This window comes from Streptomyces blattellae (assembly GCF_009709555.1).
GTDB classification, from domain to species: Bacteria; Actinomycetota; Actinomycetes; order Streptomycetales; family Streptomycetaceae; genus Streptomyces; species Streptomyces blattellae.
The window spans coordinates 137,739-153,395 of sequence record NZ_WJBG01000106.1 but is presented as its reverse complement, the minus strand read 5'-3'; the positions used below and the strand labels follow the sequence as shown (position 1 = coordinate 153,395).

Genomic DNA, 15,657 nt, shown 5'->3' with positions numbered 1-15,657 from the left:
GCCGTCGTACGACACCTACAGCTTCTGCCACAGGGCCGGAGTGGCACTCGGCGACCAGGTGCCCTGGGACTGGTGGGTCTGCAGGCACTGGTAGCGAACACCGGAGTGGGTCACCGTGGTGCCGGCCTCGTAGACGCGGTCGGCGGCCCATGCGTCCTGCAAGCCGTTGTCCTGCTGACCGGGCGGTCGGGTCCCGGCGGGCGCGGTCTTCAGGACGAGGCCGAAGTCCTTGAGGATCGGGTTGACCGGCTGGTAGAAGGTGGTCCCGCCGCTGGTGCAGTCGCCCGAGCCGCCGGAGGTCACGCCCTGCGCCTGGCTGCCGGAGACGTACGGGCCGCCCGAGTCGCCGGGCTCGGCGCACACGGTCGTCTTGGTCACGCCGTCGACGGTGCCCTGGGAGTAGTCGACACTCGTGTCGTGCTGCTGGATGGTGCCGCAGTGCCATCCGGTGGTGGAGCCCGAGCGGCAGATCGACGCCCCGACGAGCGCCTGGACCGAGCCGGTGACCTCCGCCTTCTCGCCGCCCTCGCCCTTGACGTCGGGCGTGGCGGTCCAGTCGGTGTTGACGCCGACCCAGGACATGTCCTTGCCGGGGAACGTGGAGGCCTTGAACGTGCCCTGGGTGGCCTTGTTGAAGCCGGTGGTCTCGTCGCCCGTGCCGCCGCAGTGTCCGGCCGAGGCGAAGCCCTGCTGCGTGCCCTTGGTGACGGAGAAGCCGATGGAGCAGCGGGCCGTGGTCTCGATGTAGTAGGCGTCGCCGCCGACGAGGTCCTCCAGCAGCCGCGGCCGAGCCGATGACACACGGACGCCGACGTCCTCGCCCTGGACCCCGGCCGCCTTGATGAAGGCGGTGGCGGCCGACTGCCTGACCGCCTGGACGACGACCCGGTTCGCCGGCACGTCGACGTACCAGACCGGCGTGTCCCGCGTCGGGACGCGGGCGGCGGCCGTGTCCAGCTTCTCCTTGACGGCCCGGAGCTCGCTCAACGACCGCTTGACGACGGCCGCCTTCGCGCCCTGGGCCCGGATGGCGGCCACGTCGGCGGCCTGCGTGGTCGCGACGGTGAGTTCGGCCGAGGTCGCCCCCCGCACCCAGGCCCCCGCGAAGCGCTCGCCCAGGGCGTTGCGGAGACGGCCCGCACGGACGCCCGCCTCCGCCTCGTTGACCAGACGCTCGGTCGCCTGACCCGGCGTCAGCCCGAGGTCACGCCGCAGGGCACGCAGCAGCGCCGCGGACGGCCGGTCGGCACCGACCGTCTGTGCGGCGGTGGATCCGGGCACCGGCTTGGGCGGCTCGGCCGCCGCGGTCGAGGTGATCCCGGTGAGGACGAGGATCCCGAGAGCGGTCAGGGCGGTGCGGCGACCGGCCGCGGCATGTCTGCCGACCATGCGATGTACCTCCATCGAGTACGGGTGGGAATGCGACGGAGTCAAGGCGTTCACGGAACGGCATGAGTCCATGTCAAAGACGCCGTGTTTTCGCGCTTTGGGGGACGTCGGGCGTGCCATGTGCGCTATACGGGCCGCACGCGAACCGGATGAGAGGAAAGCCGAAGTGGCCGACTACGCACTGACCCTCAGCGACTCGGAGATCGAGCGCTACCGGCTCATGGCCGACGCCGCCCAGCGGCGGGAACGCGACCTGTGGGTGGCCGCGGGCGCGGTTCCCGGCGCGCGGATCGCCGACGTGGGATGCGGACCGGGCGCGATCGCGGTGCGGCTGGCGGGCATGGCGGCCCCGGACGGCGCTGTCTGGGCGGTCGACCGGGACGGCGACGCGCTGGCCGTCGCCGCCGCGCTCGCCGCACGGACCGGTGTCCCCGTGCACACCGCCGGCGGATCCGCCGACGCCACCGGGCTGGCCGAGGGCACCTTCGACCTGGTGATGCTCCGGCATGTGCTGGCCCACAACGGCGGCCGTGAGCAGGCGATCGTCGACCATCTCGGCACGCTGGCCAGGCCCGGCGGCGGCGCGGTGTACCTCGTGGACATCGACGCGAACTCCTCGGGTCTACGGGACGCCCCTCCCGAGTTCGACGAGATGGACGACCGCTACCGCGAACTGCACCGGCGCCGCGGCGACGACCTGACCGTCGGCACCCGGCTCGACGAACTGCTCACCGCGGCAGGCCTGGAGGTCGTCGCCTTCGAAGGCCACATCGACGTCTTCGCACCCCCGCCCGGCATGCGCGGACCCGTCTGGGCCGCCCGCGACACCCTCGTCGCCGAGGGCCTGGCCACCCCGGACGACATCACCCGCTGGGACGACGCCTTCCTGCGCGCCGAGCAGTCCGGGAGCGGACGCCGTTTCTTCGCCGCGAACTTCATCGCCGTCGGCCGACGCCCCTGACGGTTCGCCTGGCAGGCCGGCGCGCAGTGGTTCCGGACCGCCGGCGACACCTGGCGGATCACCATGGACGACGCCCCGACCCGCAAGGTCGCCGCATACTGGCAGCGCCTCGTCGACCAGGACCTGGTGCGCGTCGAACCCGTGGACAGCCAGCAGTGGCGGGCGCACCTCCAGAACGGCGAGACCGTGGGCTACATGGCGGGCGCCTGGGCGGCCGGCTCGCTGATGAACTCCACGCCCGGAGGCAAGGGCAAGTGGGCGATCGCGCCGCTCCCGCAGTGGGACCCCGCGAAACCGTCCCTCGGCACCCAGGGCGGCTCCACCTTCGCCGTCACCAAGGACAGCCGGCACCCCGAGGAGGCACTGGAGTTCATCATCTGGATGGTCACCAGCCCGGACGCCCTGCGCGCCAAGCTCTCCAGCGGCATCAGCAGCGCCTACCCCGCCGTACCCGCGCTCGTTCCCGTGGCCCGCAAGGAGATGGACACCTCCTACTACTCCGGCCAGGACATCTTCGGCCTCTTCCAGCAGTCCGCCCGGCTGATCTCCCCGCGCTGGCAGTGGGGCCCGCGCATGACCTCCACGATCACCTCCGTCGAGGACGGGTTCGCCAAGGCCGGAGCCGGCAGCGGCAGCATCATCGGCGCCCTGCGCCAAGGGGAGCGCAGAACGCTGCCCGACCTGAAGAGTCTCGGCCTGTCGGTCACCACCAACTGAGGAGCGGCCGTGAGCACTGTGCTCTCCGAAGAACGCACGGGAACGAAACCCCCCGCCGCCAGTGCCGTCCGCGCCCGCCGCGCCGGACGCCGCCAGCAGCTGCTCGCCTGCGTCACGCTCCTCGCCCCGTTCACGGCCCTGCTCGTCGCCGTGTTCCTGATCCCCGTCGGCTACTCGGTCTACCTCAGCCTCTTCTCCCAGGACCACGAGGGCCTCGGCTTCGGCGGCGGCACCACCGTCTTCACCGGGCTGCGCAGCTATCTCGCGGTCCTCGACGACCCGAGCTTCCGCTCCGGCTTCGGCGTGATCGCCCTGTACTGCGTGATCTTCGTCCCGGTGGTCGTCCTCGGCGCGCTCGCGCTGGCGCTGCTCCTCGACTCCGGTCTGGTCCGGCTGCGGCGCACCGCGCAGATGATGCTGTACCTCCCGCACGCGGTGCCCGGCATCATCGCCGCGGTCATCTGGCTGTACCTGTACACACCCGGCCTCAGCCCGGTCATCAAGCTGTTCGCCGAAGCGGACATCCACATCGATTTCCTGGGCCTGCACACCGTGCTGCCGGCCATCGTCAACATCGCGCTGTGGAGCGGCCTCGGCTACAACATGGTGATCTTCTACGCCGCCCTCCAGGCCCTGCCGCGCGAGGTGATCGAGGCCGCCCGCATCGACGGCGCCGGCGGCCTGCGCACCGCGCTGTTCGTCAAGGTGCCCATCATCCGCGGCTCCGTCGTCATGGTCTGCATGTTCGCCCTGATCGGCGCGCTCCAGCTGTTCACCGAACCCACCCTGATGAACCAGGCCACCCCGATGGTCAACTCCCGCTACACGCCGAACATGTACATCTACGACGCCGCCTTCCGCCGCAACAACTACGGGCTGGCCTCCGCCGCCTCCGTCATCCTCCTCGTCGTCACCTGCGCCCTGTCGTTCGCCGTGACCCGCTGGGCCGGCCGCCGGGAGAGGAGCGCGCGATGACCACGCACCGGCTCACCAGCCGCGCCGTCGCCAACGTCGTCGTCCTGATCGCGGCCCTCTACACCCTGCTGCCCGGCCTGTGGCTGCTGCTGGCCTCCACCAGGAACTCCGACGCCCTCTTCAGCAGCAACATCCTCGACCTCAGCGACTTCTCGCTCTGGCAGAACATCACCGACCTGTTCTCCATGGAGGACGGCGTCTACGGCCGCTGGTACCTCAACAGCCTGCTGTACGCGGTCGTCGGCGCCCTCGTGGGCTCGATGATCAGCGTCGCCGCCGGGTACGCCTTCGACAAGTACGACTTCCCGCACAAGGAGAAGCTGTTCGGCCTGGTCCTCACCGGCGTGATGGTCCCGCCGACCGTCCTCGCCCTGCCGCTGTACCTGGTGGCGTCCGGCGTCGGCCTGGTGAACACCTTCTGGGCGGTGTTCATCCCGGTGCTGTTCAACCCCTTCGGCGTCTATCTGGCCCGCCTGCTCAGCAGCGGCTACGTGCCGACCGAGGTGCTGGAGGCGTCCCGGGTGGACGGCGCGGGGGAGTTGCAGACGTATCTGCGGGTCAGTCTGCGCATGCTCGGCCCCGGATTCGTCACGGTCTTCCTCTTCCAGCTCACCGCGATCTGGAACAACTTCTTCCTGCCCATGGTGATGCTCTCGGACCAGCACCTGTATCCGCTCAGCCTCGGCCTCTACACCTGGAACAGCTCCGCCACCGTCTCGCCCGAGTACTACCCGCTCGTCGTCATCGGCTCGCTGCTCGCCGTCGTCCCGCTGATCGTCGCGTTCGTGACGCTGCAGCGGTACTGGAAGTCGGGCCTGACCGCCGGAAGCGTGAAATGACCGAACCCCACCCGCATCGGCGCCGCCCGCGCGCCGTCCTGGCCATGGCGCGGCGGACCGCCCGCCAGGTCCTCGACGCCGACGCGCGGGCCCGCCTCGCCGACCTCACCGACATCGACCCGCGTCTCGTCCTGGACGACCTGACCACACCCGCCGCCCACCGTGCCCTCGCCCACGCCGAGTTGCTCGTCACCGGCTGGGGCTGCCCGCCCCTCGACGCGGCGGCCCTGCGCGCCGCGCCCCGCTTGCGCGCCGTCATCCACACCGCGGGCACGGTACGCCACCACATCACCCCCGCCTGCTGGGAGCGCGGCCTGGCGGTGTCCTCCGCCGCCGCGGCCAACGCCGTACCGGTCGCCGAGTACACCCTCGCCATGATCCTGCTCGCCAACAAGCGCGTCCTGGAGACCGCCCGCCTCTACCGCGCCGAGCGCCGCCGCGTCGACTGGAACGAACGCCACCCCGACGCGGGCAACTACCGCCGCACGGTGGGCATCCTGAGCGCCTCCGTCATCGGCCGCCGCGTCATCGGCCTGCTCCGCGCGCACGACCTGACCGTCCTGCTCCACGACCCCTACGTCGCCGAGGGCGAGGCCCACGACCTCGGGGCGCGGGCAGTGTCGCTCCCGGAGCTGTTCACACACAGCGACACCGTCAGTGTGCACACGCCGCTGCTGCCGGAGACCCGCGGCCTCGTCAGCCGCGAACTCATGGCACGGCTGCGCACCGGCGCCACCCTGATCAACACCGCGCGCGGGGCCGTGGTCGACCAGGACGCCCTCACCGACGAGGTGCTGTCGGGACGGATCCACGCCGTCCTGGATGTCACCGACCCGGAGGTGCTGCCCGCCGACTCCCCGCTCTACGACTGCCCGAACGTCGTGCTCACCCCGCACATCGCCGGCTCCAAGGGCGGCGAGCTGCGCCGCCTCGCCGAACTGGCCCTGGCCGAGGTCGAGTCGTACGTCCTCGGCCGCCCCTTCGCCCACCCCGTCCGGCCCGAACACCTGGCACGCCTCGCCTGAGGCGGACCCGAGACGAACAGGAGGCGTGGCTCCGCCATGCCCGAACTCCCGCTCCCGCCCGAGGACCGCACCCTCAGCCCGTACACCGGCTACACCCGCGCCCACTGGGAAGCGGTGGCCGACCATCTGCTCGCCGCCGCCCTCCGCTACGCCACCCCCGGCCACGCCCTCATCGACCTGCCCGGCCCGCCCTCGAAGTCCGGCGTCCGCTCCGACGGCCTGGAGGGCTTCGCCCGTACGTTCCTGCTCGCCGCGCTCCGTACCGCCGGGGCCCGGGGCAAGGACCCGCACGGCTTCCTGGACCGCTACACCGCCGGCCTCGTCCGCGGCACCCGCACTCCCGGCCACGACGACTGCGAGTCCTGGCCGGAGATCGGCCACCACGGCATCCGGGGCCAGCCCATGGTGGAGTCCGCGTCGGTGGCCCTCGCCCTCCGCCTCACCGCGCCGTGGACCTGGGACACCCTCGCCGCCGCCGACCAGGACCGCGTCGAACGCTGGCTGCGCGGCGCGCTCAGGCACACGCCCGCACCCAACAACTGGTATCTCTTCCCGCTGACGGTCGCGGGTTTCCTCCAGTCCGCGGGGCGGGGCGACACCGAGACCGGCCGCGCTGTCGAGCGGGGCCTCGACCTGCTGGACGGCTGGTACCGGGGCCAGGGCTGGTACTCCGACGGCGACGGCCGCGCCTTCGACCACTACAACGGCTGGGCGCTGCACCTCTACCCCCTCCTCCACGCCCACCTCGCCAAGGACCGGCCCCTGCTGGACCGACTGGGCCCCCGCCTCCGGGAGTTCCTCGACGGTTTCGCCCTCCTCTTCGACGCCAACGGCGCCCCGATCCACCACGGCCGCTCCCTGACGTACCGCTTCGCCGCGACCGCGGCCGTGGCCCTCGGCGCCCTCACCGGCAGCACCCCGCTCACCCCCGGCGCCACCCGCAGCATCCTCAGCGGAGCCCTGCGCCACTTCCTCGACCGCGGCGCCCTCACCGAGGACGGCATCCTCACCCTCGGCTGGTACGGGCCGCACGCGGCAACGCTCCAGCGTTACTCGGGGCCAGGCTCGCCGTACTGGGCGTCGAAGGGCTTCCTGGCCCTGCTGCTCCCGCCCGAGGACCCGATGTGGACGGCGACGGAGGAACCCGTGCCCGCCGAGGGCCCCGACCGTGTACTCGCGCTGCCGGCCCCCGGACTGCTCGTCCAGACCACCGCCCGGGACGGCCTGGTACGCCTGCACAACCACGGCAGCCACAAGTTCGACTCCCGCGAGCCGGAGCAGGCCCCCGGCAACCCGCTCTACGCCCGCCTCGCCTACTCCACCCGCACCGGTCCCACCAGCGCCGCCAACACCCCCGACAACCACATCGCCCTGGAGGCCCGCGGCACCCGCAGCGCCCGCATCCGCATCAACCCCCTCGCAAGCGGCCCGGATTGGCTCGCCTCATGGCACCGCCCGGTCTTCCCCGAAGGCGGCCCCGTCCTGCCGTCCGCCCGGATCGAAAGCCTGACCCTCGCGCGCGGCAGCCTCGAACTGCGGGTGCACCGCACGGTCGGCGTACCGCCGGGAACGCCCGTGCATCACACCGGCTGGGCGGTTGCCCTGCCGCCGGAGGCCGCCCCCGACGAAGCCGGGCACGCCGGCGAGATCCGCATCGACGGCGAGGAGGTGACCAGCCGACTGCTGGGCCTGCACGGCTGGCACCGGCAGGGCGTCGTCCGCGCCCCGCAGGGCACGGCGTACGGCCCCTGGGCCCTGGTCCCCGAACTCACCGGAACCGTGGGCGACGACCGGTCCGGCACGGTCTTCGCCGCGCTCGCCTCCCTCACCGCCGAACCGGACCCGCCCGCGCTGACCGGCCGAGTCACCGTCGAGATCGACGGCTTCGTCCTCACCGCCCGCTGGACGGACGGTACCCGCACCGTCGTACACCTCGGTGAGGGCGGCCCGGCGGTCACCGAGGAGCCGGCGTGACACCGCCGCGCCGCGATTCCGTGCCGGACGGCGCGTGCTGCGAGAACGACGAGCAGCGACCCGCCTCACCCGCAGTTCGCACGTCCCGGCTCCGCCGGACACACCCGCGCCGCGAAACCGCCGTTCGCGGGCACGTCCAGAACGATCCGCGAACCGGCGGTCACCTCACGGGTCTCGACGGCAAGACCACCTCCCGGAGCGTCCCGGTAGACGTCGAGGAGCCAGCGCCCGGAGCCAAGGAAACCGAGCGATTCGTCCAGCGTCCGCGCACCCCCGGACGTCACCGCCCCGAGGAACCACTCACTCCCCGACCGCCGAGCGAGCACGGCCCGGTCCCCAGGCAGTCCATCGACCAACTCGGTGTCGTCCCATACCGTGGGCACCCCCCGCAGGAACCGCTCCGCGAGCGGCCGGGACGCATACGACTCGACGCTGTCGGCGAAGTGCTGCACCCCGGACTCGTACACCACCGACAACGCCAACTCGGCCGCGTCACTGGTGGGCCGCACGCCGGTGAAGGTGACCGGCGTGAAGTCCATGGACCCGGTGAGGTTCCGGGTGAACGGCAGCGTCGTGTAATGCTCCGCGGGGAACGGCTCACGCCCCGGCCGGGGCCTCGTGCCCTCGGCCCCCCGCACCGCCTCCACGGTCATCAACTGCGGCCAGGTCCGCTGCTGCCCGCGAGGAATCGTGCCGCCGTGGAAGTTCAGCATCAGCTCGTTCTCGGCGGTCGCGGCGAAGATCGCGTCGTACCACCGCATCCGGTCCTGTCCGTCCGACTCCATGAAGTCGATCTTCAGTCCGACGGCGCCCCAGGACTTCCACCGCGGCAGCAGCGTGTCGATCTCGCTCGTGGCGTCGATGGTCTGCCACCGCACCCACAGCCAGACTCCGACGCCCTTCTCCCGGGCGTACGCGATGAGTTCGGGCATCCAGTCGTTGCTCCAGCCCGAGTCGACGAGCACGTACTCCCAGCCCTGCTCGGCGGCGTAGTCGACGAACTTCTTCTGCGCGGTGAGGCTGGTCGGGCTCTGCCCGTCGGACCACCAGGACCAGGCGGCCTTGCCCGGCTTGATCCACGAGGTGTCGGCGACCCTGGACGGCTGTGCGAGATCGGTGATCAGGTCGCTCTCGGTGACGGTGGCGAGATCGCCGATCACCATCGTGCGCCAGGGGGTCGCGAAGGGTGCCGTGGCCACCTCGGCGGGATCCGGCAGCTTCAGGCTGAAGAGGCCCGCGTCCGCGTCGACCCGGTCGAGGGTGAGACGGGAGCCCGCGTAGGAGCTGTCGAGGCCGGACTCGCCGATGAGCATCCAGCTGTCGCCGTCGACGCGGAACAGGGACGGGTAGCCGTAGTCGGTGCCGGTCTCGGCCTGCGCGAGCGGGGTGCGGTCGTGGATGGACTCGTAGTCCTGGCGGCCGTTGTCGTACGGCAGCAGGTAGGAGTCCGCCTGCGCGGGCACCGCGTACTGCGAGGTCTCGCCCAGCACGGTGACGGTCCCGGACTCCCCGTCGCCCCGCGGGAGTTCATAGCGGTAGGCGACGCCGTCGGACGTGACCCGCAGAGCGATCCGCAGCATGCGGCCCTGCTTGCGGAAGGTGAAGACGGATTCGGCGGCGTCGAGGGTGTGCCGGGTGCGGGCGCCGGTCGTCGTCGTGTACGTCTCGTGGACCGTCCGGTCCCGGCGGCTGACGAAGCTCAGCCCGGCGGAGAAGTCGGTGACGGACGTGCGGATGCCGAGCGCGGACGGCCGCAGGACCGTCGTACGGCCGTCGCGGGCGGTCAGGGTCAGACCGCCCAAGTCGGTGAGGGACAGCTGGGCGGAGACCGGGCCGCCGCCGGGTGCGGCCGTGCGCCAGCTGCGTTCCGGGCCGGCGTCCGGGCCGGCGTCCTGGCCTTGGGCGGCTGTCGGAGCGCACAGCGCCGCCAGGCAGGCGGCGACCGTCAGGGCTCTGGTGACTGTGGATCGTACGACACGCATGTGTGCCTCCCACGCACGAGTCATCGGATGAAACGGTCGTGCTGTTCGGTGTATTGACGCATCATTAGCCGCTTTTTACGCTCACGTCTAGCCAAGTCATCGGATCAATATGAGGAGATCGATGATGAGAGTGAGTAGACGGGGCTTTCTCGGAGGTGTCGCCGCCTCAGCCGCGACGCCGGTCGCCGCCCCGGCAGCGGCAGCTCAACCGGGCGGCGGGCCCGGGGCCTTGATCGGCATGCGCGCCGACCGCGAGTGGCAGGAGTTCCTCGCCGCACAGGACCCGGTGTGGAAGCGGATGCCGCGCACCTGGTACGAGGGGCCCTTCCTCGGCAACGGGCTGCTCGGCTCGATCGTCTACCAGGAACCCGGCCAGGGCGCCCTGCGTTTCACCGTGCAGCACAGCGAAGTCCAGGATCACCGGCCTCAGTTCGGCAGCGACTGGGGCGTGGCCCGGCTCCCGGTCGGCAATCTGCTGTTACACCCCGTCGGCGCCATCACCGGCACCGAGCTGCGCCTCGACCTGTGGAACGCGGAGATCACCGGCACCCTCACCACCGACAAGGGCACCATCCGGCTGCGCGCGCTGGTCCACAACGACCGCACGCTGCTGCTCGTCACCGCCCGAGCCGACGCGGGCGAGCGGACTGCAACTACGACCTGGCGCTGCTGCGCTGGAGCTGCCGCACCCTGCTGGAGACCACCGAACTCCTCGGCGTGGACGACGAGTCGGCGCCTCGCTGGCGCGAGGTCCTGGACCGGCTCACCGACTATCCGGTCGACGCCAACGGCTTCATGATCGGCGCCGGTGTCCCGTTCGCCAAGTCCCACCGGCACTACTCCCACCTGCTCGCCGTCTACCCCCTCTACCTCGTCAACTGGGAACAGCCCGACCAACGCGAGCTCATCGAACGGTCGTTGGAGCGCTGGATCGGCTTCGAGGGCGCCCTGCGCGGATACAGCTTCTCCGGTGCCGCGTCCCTCTCCGCGATGATGGGCCGGGGCGACGACTCGCTGACCCATCTGCGGGAGCTGGTGGCCCGGTTCGTGCAGCCCAACACGATGTACTACGAGGCGGGTCCGGTCATCGAGACCCCGCTGTCCGCCGCGCAGAGCCTGCACGACATGCTCTGCACCAGCTGGGGCGACACCATCCGGATCTTCCCCGCGGTGCCGGGGGAGTGGCGGGACGTCACACTTCACGACTTCCGCACCCAGGGCGCGTTCCTCGTCAGCGCCGTCCGCCGGGACGGCCGGACCCGCTGGGTACGGGTGCGCAGCCTCGCCGGAGAGCCCTGCCGGGTGCGCCATTCACTGGGCGGGCGCGTCACGGTCGCCGGGATCGGCGGCCCGGCTCCCGGCTGGCGCGACCTCGGCGACGGCGTCGTCGAACTCGACCTGCCCAAGGGCGCGGAGGCCGTGATCCACCCGGCGGGCCACCGCCCCGAGCTGCGGATCACCCCCGTGCCGGTCTCCGCCCCCGCCGACAGGTGGGGCCTGCCGGAACTTCCGCAGACCGGAACCGTCACCCAGGTCGACCTGACGAGCCACTTCGACAACGACGCCATTACGACCGAGATGTACTACGGCGACGGGGACTTCGACGGAACCGGCCGCACCTACCCCATGGCCCAGCTCCCCCAGACCGGCCAGACCTCCGACGACGGGATCGGCTTCGCCTTCACCAACGGCAGTGAGGGAACGAACAACAACGTCGTCGCGGACGGCCAGAACATCGCCGTTCCGCAGGGCGGGTACGGCAGGCTGCACGTGCTCGGCGCGGGCGACACGGCGGGCGTCACCGTCCCGGCGACGCTCCGGTACGCCGACGGAACCACCGTCGCCGCGCAGCTCCGGCTCACCGGCTGGCTGGCGTCGGGGCCCGCGTACGGTGAGACCGCGGCTGTGACGACCAGTCAGATCCACACCCGTAACGGGCCGTTGGGCACCAAGGCGGCCATCTTCCACCAGGTGGTGGAACTCGACGCGACCCGGCAGCTCACCGGGGTCACCCTGGCCGCGCCCACGGGCGGCACCGCCCGGGCCCACGTCTTCGCGCTGTCGCTGGAGGCGGTCGGCGGGTAGGTGCGTGCGGGCGCCGCGGTGCCGCACAGGACGACGCCGCGGACACGGTGGGAACGTGTCCGCGGCGGCAGCGTCGCGAGGTTCAGGTGCGGTCGCGCTTGGCGGAGCGCGTCCCCGGCTGCTGCATGTTCTCCTGAGCCTTGCCCTTGAGCTTCTTGGCTTCCCCGCGTGCCTGCTCAAGCCTGCCCTCGGACTGCATCTCGCGATCGCCGGTGACCTTACCGGTCATCTCCTTGGCCTTGCCCTTCATCTTGTCCGCGCGGCCCTTGTCGGCCATGGCTCCTCCTTGGGTGAGACAGGGCTTGCCCGCCCAACGTAAGCGGGTGGGGCGGGCCGCGCGCGTCGGACGGTGACGCTGTGTAGGCAGCGCGCCGCCGGACGGCCGGGCGTCAGCCGCCCAGCCGCGTCCGCAGCAACTCCTTGCCCAGTTCGGCGCCCTTGCGGCTGTCGGCCTGCGCCTTGCGGAACAGGTCCACGACCTCCGTGTCCCTATCGCGCTCGGCGTCCTGAATGTACGACTCCAGCCGCAGCGCGTTGTCCAGGCAGGCCTCGACGTACCAGATCAGGTCGTAGTCCTTGTCCTGCGTGCCCGTGATCCCACCGGTCTCCGTGCTGCTGGTCATGGTGAACCTCCTCCTGTCCTGAACGGAACGATCGAGTACCCCGAGCGGCGGGGCGTACACGGCCTCCCGAGTGCTGGTCACCGGCGGATGGCGACGGCTTCGGCGGGCACCTGAAGCGGATGGGTGCTCTGCTCGCGCTGGCCTCCGCGGTCTGCTACGGCATCGTCGACTTCGCCGGCGGGCTGCTGTCACGCCGGGTCCACTTCGCCGTCGTCACCTTCCTCGGTCAGGTCGGGGGCCTGCTCCTGGCCGCCGTCGCCGCGCTGCTGACGCCCGCGACAGCCGTCCATTCCGCGGATGTCGCGTGGGGCGCGGCGTCCGGCGCCGGAAGCGCGGTGACCATGCACTTCCTCAACCGCGGCCTGAGCCGTGGTGCCATGAGCGTCGTGGTCCCCGTGAGCGCGGTCACCGGGGTGGCGCTGTCGGTGCTGTGCGGCGTCTTCCTGCTGGGTGACCGGCCCACTCCGCTCGCGTGGTTGGGCATCTGCGCCACCGTTCCCGCTCTGTGGCTGGTCTCCGCCGGCGGCGACGGTCACGGCAGCCGGGCCCGTTCCGGGCGGCGGCTGCCGGCGGACGGCCTGATCGCCAGCGGGGGAGTGGCGGTGCAGTACATCGGCCTCGCCCAGGCGGATCCGGCGAGCGGACTGTGGCCCGTGGCCATCGGCCGCACCGCCGCGGTTCTCCTTCTGCTTCCGGGCGTCCGGCGGCACGCGCCCGAGTTCCGCGGGCCCGTCCGGTTGCTGGGCTGTGCGGTCCTGACCGGAGCGGGAGCGGCGTTCGCCCTCATCCTGTATCTCCTCGCCGCCCACGAGCAGATACTGGCCGTCGCCGTGGTCCTGGCCTCCCTGTACCCGGCGGTCCCGACGGCCCTGGGTCTGGCCGTCCTGCACGAGAGGGTCACCCGGACCCAGATGTCGGGTCTGCTGATCGCGGGCGCCGCGATCGTCCTGCTCAGTCTGGGGTGAGCGGCTGGTTGCCGTAGGGCCGCATCGACCGGACCTGGCGCGGGTACACGGAGGCCGACAGTGAAGCGGACCTCGAAACTCCGATGAAGCCCGCGAGATGAAGCCCGCGAGGGAATGACCGTAAAAGCACGAACCGTTGAATCGGTGGCCTGACAATGAGTGCGAAGACCGACAACGCGGTGGTCCGGGCCCTGCTCGACCGGCAGGAGCGCACCTACGCGGCGCAGGCCGGGATCAGGCTGCGTAATACCCCCGGCCCCCTTTACCAGACGCTCGTGCTGGCGATCCTGCTCAGCGCCCGTATCAAGGCCGATATCGCGGTGGCGGCGGCAAAGGCGCTGTTCGACGCAGGAATGCGCGACGCCCGCTCGATGGCGGACGCGTCCTGGCAGGAACGCGTCGACGCGCTCGGTGAGGGCGGCTACCGCCGTTACGACGAACGGACCGCGACCATGCTCGGCAAGGGGGCCGAACTGCTGCTGGAACGCTACGGAGGCGATCTACGGCGCCTGCGCGAGGAATCCGACCCCAGGAAAGCCCTCCAGGACATACCCGGGATCGGTCCCACGGGAGCCGATATCTTCTTGCGCGACGTGCAGGGCATATGGCCGGAGTTCGCACCGTACTTCGATCGCAAGGCCCAGGACGGTGCGCGCCGGCTCGGACTGCCGACGTCGCCCGACAAGCTGGCCGGATTCGTGAGCGAGCGTGACGTACCCCGGCTCGCGGACGGCCTGGTCCACGCGGCCCTCGACAAGCCGCTGGCCGACGAGGTGCTCGACGCGGCGAACGCGGCGTGACGATCCGCCGGACAGCTGCCCCGGGCCACTGGCCGGTGTCTGCATACTCGCCCCGTTGAGTATTCAACGGGGCGGGTGTTGGCTTGGGGCCATGGCGTTGCGTAATGCGGTGACGGCCACGCCCCAGCAGCTCTGCCGGGAGCGGCTGCTGGCCGGACGCAGCGAGGACGAGTACTTCGCCGACGCCGTGCGCATCGGGCCCTACCGCACACTGATGGGCGGGATGGCTTTCGAGTGCGGTAGGGCGGTAGGGCGGTAGGGCGGGTAGGGCGAGTCGCCGGCTACGCGCGCGCCAAGTGCCGCATGGTCAGGGCCAGTTGCAGCCTGAGCCGGCCCTGGGGGGTGCGCACCGGCCAGCCCAGCAGCTGCTCGGCGTGGGCCAGCCGGTCCTGGAGGGTGGAGTGGTGGACGTTGATCTCGGTGGCCGCCGCGCGCAGGCTCGCCGTCGAGGCGACCGCGTGCAGCGTGGCCAGCAGCCAGGGCGTCGCCGCGGCAGCCGTGTCCACGGCGCGGACGTCGGGCGGCGGTTCGGCACCGGGTACGACCAGGTCGGCGAGGAGTGCGATACCGCCCAGGTCGTCGGCGTGGACCACGCGCGCGCCGGGATCCTGTGCGGTGCCGTCCGCCGTGAAGCGCAGGGCGGTGCGGGCCGCGGTCCAGGAGCGCGGCAGGTCGAGCACGGGGACGACGGGGCCGATGCCCAAGCGGTGTCCGGCGTGCGGTGGCTCGGTCTCCGGGTGCGCCGGTGCGATCCGGGGGCGGCCGTCGTACGGGGCCAGGGCGCGGGCCTGTCCCGCGGGGTCCAGGCCCAGCCGGCGGGCGGCGTGCAGTCGGGCCGCCTCCGGGGCGGTGGCGTCGAGGACGGTTTCGACCAGGGCGGGGTCGTCGATCGGGGCCCGGCCGCGGGTACGGTCGAGGACCCGCCGTACGGCACCGGCGGCCCGTTCCAGGATCACCGCGTCGACCACACTGGGCTGCGCCGCCGCGCGCTCCAGCCACAGCGCCGGTGCACCGTCCGGGGTCAGTGCCGCGGACGGCCAGCCGGGATCCGGCGGGAGGTCGGAGTCCTGCCGGGTGCCGTCCGGCTCCACACGCACCTGCACCCGCCGGTCGGCGTCGAACAGCCGCGCCGGCACCCCGGACAGTACGGCCGCCCCGCGCACCAGCGCCTCCAGACCGGCCCGCGACTCGGAGAGGCGGTCGAAGTAAGCGATGACCCGCACGGCGGCACCGGCGTCCGGATCCAGCGCCGTCAGGCGTCCGGCCAGCTCTTTCATACGACCATGGTGCGGCATGGCGACGGCTGGGAGGAGTCTGCGGAC

15 protein-coding genes and 1 pseudogene are annotated in these 15,657 nt (G+C 71.8%); 11 read left to right on the top strand and 5 right to left on the bottom strand.

Annotation, left to right across the window (positions count from 1 at the left end; translation table 11 throughout):
* Positions 1-15 precede the first annotated feature (15 nt).
* The gene (locus GFH49_RS03440) at positions 16-1,389 is read right to left on the bottom strand and encodes an alpha-lytic protease prodomain-containing protein (protein WP_155054237.1); all 1,374 of its coding nucleotides are present in this window, start codon (positions 1,387-1,389) and stop codon (positions 16-18) included.
* A gap of 166 nt (positions 1,390-1,555) precedes the next feature.
* Here GFH49_RS03440 and GFH49_RS03435 point away from each other — a divergent pair, with 166 nt between their 5' ends.
* The 6 genes and pseudogenes from GFH49_RS03435 to GFH49_RS03410 all read left to right on the top strand — a co-directional run bounded on the left by GFH49_RS03435 (position 1,556) and on the right by GFH49_RS03410 (position 7,880).
* Complete coding sequence (locus tag GFH49_RS03435) at positions 1,556-2,350, top strand: class I SAM-dependent methyltransferase (protein ID WP_155054236.1); 795 nt, start codon at positions 1,556-1,558, stop codon at positions 2,348-2,350.
* A gap of 15 nt (positions 2,351-2,365) precedes the next feature.
* Positions 2,366-3,067, top strand: a pseudogene (locus GFH49_RS03430) (ABC transporter substrate-binding protein); the annotation flags it as partial.
* Between the two features lie 9 nt (positions 3,068-3,076).
* A complete protein-coding gene (locus tag GFH49_RS03425; RefSeq protein WP_155054235.1) occupies positions 3,077-4,042 on the top strand; it encodes a carbohydrate ABC transporter permease in 966 nt (321 codons plus the stop codon).
* On the top strand, positions 4,039-4,881 hold the full coding sequence (locus GFH49_RS03420; RefSeq protein ID WP_155054234.1) for a carbohydrate ABC transporter permease: 843 nt from the start codon (positions 4,039-4,041) through the stop codon (positions 4,879-4,881). Before GFH49_RS03425 ends, GFH49_RS03420 begins: the two co-directional genes overlap by 4 nt.
* Positions 4,878-5,906: a hydroxyacid dehydrogenase gene (locus GFH49_RS03415; RefSeq protein ID WP_155054233.1), complete on the top strand. Its 1,029-nt coding sequence runs from the start codon at positions 4,878-4,880 to the stop codon at positions 5,904-5,906. Before GFH49_RS03420 ends, GFH49_RS03415 begins: the two co-directional genes overlap by 4 nt.
* Before the next feature lie 36 nt (positions 5,907-5,942).
* Positions 5,943-7,880 (top strand): DUF2264 domain-containing protein, encoded by a 1,938-nt coding sequence (locus GFH49_RS03410; protein ID WP_155054232.1) that lies wholly within the window; start codon positions 5,943-5,945, stop codon positions 7,878-7,880.
* 65 nt (positions 7,881-7,945) lie between these two features.
* Here the strand turns inward: GFH49_RS03410 and GFH49_RS03405 are convergent, their stop codons facing one another.
* On the bottom strand, positions 7,946-9,862 hold the full coding sequence (locus tag GFH49_RS03405; protein WP_155054231.1) for a glycoside hydrolase family 97 protein: 1,917 nt from the start codon (positions 9,860-9,862) through the stop codon (positions 7,946-7,948).
* Between the two features lie 124 nt (positions 9,863-9,986).
* Between GFH49_RS03405 and GFH49_RS39805 the strand changes: the two genes are divergently transcribed.
* Both GFH49_RS39805 and GFH49_RS03400 read left to right on the top strand, forming a co-directional pair.
* Positions 9,987-10,661, top strand: a complete 675-nt coding sequence (locus GFH49_RS39805) for a hypothetical protein (RefSeq protein ID WP_408055880.1) — start codon at positions 9,987-9,989, stop codon at positions 10,659-10,661.
* Entirely contained in the window at positions 10,553-11,947 is a 1,395-nt protein-coding gene (locus tag GFH49_RS03400; protein WP_408055881.1) for a beta-sandwich domain-containing protein, read from the top strand. Before GFH49_RS39805 ends, GFH49_RS03400 begins: the two co-directional genes overlap by 109 nt.
* Positions 11,948-12,029: 82 nt before the next feature.
* Here GFH49_RS03400 and GFH49_RS03395 read toward each other — a convergent pair whose 3' ends face one another.
* Both GFH49_RS03395 and GFH49_RS03390 read right to left on the bottom strand, forming a co-directional pair.
* Entirely contained in the window at positions 12,030-12,224 is a 195-nt protein-coding gene (locus GFH49_RS03395) for a CsbD family protein (protein WP_155054230.1), read from the bottom strand.
* Between the two features lie 112 nt (positions 12,225-12,336).
* The gene (locus GFH49_RS03390) at positions 12,337-12,570 is read right to left on the bottom strand and encodes a hypothetical protein (RefSeq protein ID WP_155054229.1); all 234 of its coding nucleotides are present in this window, start codon (positions 12,568-12,570) and stop codon (positions 12,337-12,339) included.
* 119 nt (positions 12,571-12,689) lie between these two features.
* Here GFH49_RS03390 and GFH49_RS03385 point away from each other — a divergent pair, with 119 nt between their 5' ends.
* The 3 genes from GFH49_RS03385 to GFH49_RS41355 all read left to right on the top strand — a co-directional run bounded on the left by GFH49_RS03385 (position 12,690) and on the right by GFH49_RS41355 (position 14,594).
* Complete coding sequence (locus GFH49_RS03385; protein ID WP_155054228.1) at positions 12,690-13,535, top strand: EamA family transporter; 846 nt, start codon at positions 12,690-12,692, stop codon at positions 13,533-13,535.
* A gap of 155 nt (positions 13,536-13,690) precedes the next feature.
* A complete protein-coding gene (locus tag GFH49_RS03380; protein WP_155054227.1) occupies positions 13,691-14,335 on the top strand; it encodes an HhH-GDP family DNA glycosylase in 645 nt (214 codons plus the stop codon).
* A gap of 91 nt (positions 14,336-14,426) precedes the next feature.
* Positions 14,427-14,594: a hypothetical protein gene (locus tag GFH49_RS41355; protein WP_155054226.1), complete on the top strand. Its 168-nt coding sequence runs from the start codon at positions 14,427-14,429 to the stop codon at positions 14,592-14,594.
* Positions 14,595-14,616: 22 nt separating this feature from the next.
* On the opposite strand, the gene GFH49_RS03370 is transcribed toward GFH49_RS41355, so the two are convergent.
* Positions 14,617-15,612 carry a helix-turn-helix domain-containing protein gene (locus GFH49_RS03370; RefSeq protein WP_155054225.1) on the bottom strand — a complete coding sequence of 332 codons (996 nt, stop codon included), beginning with the start codon at positions 15,610-15,612 and terminating at the stop codon, positions 14,617-14,619.
* Positions 15,613-15,657 lie beyond the last annotated feature (45 nt).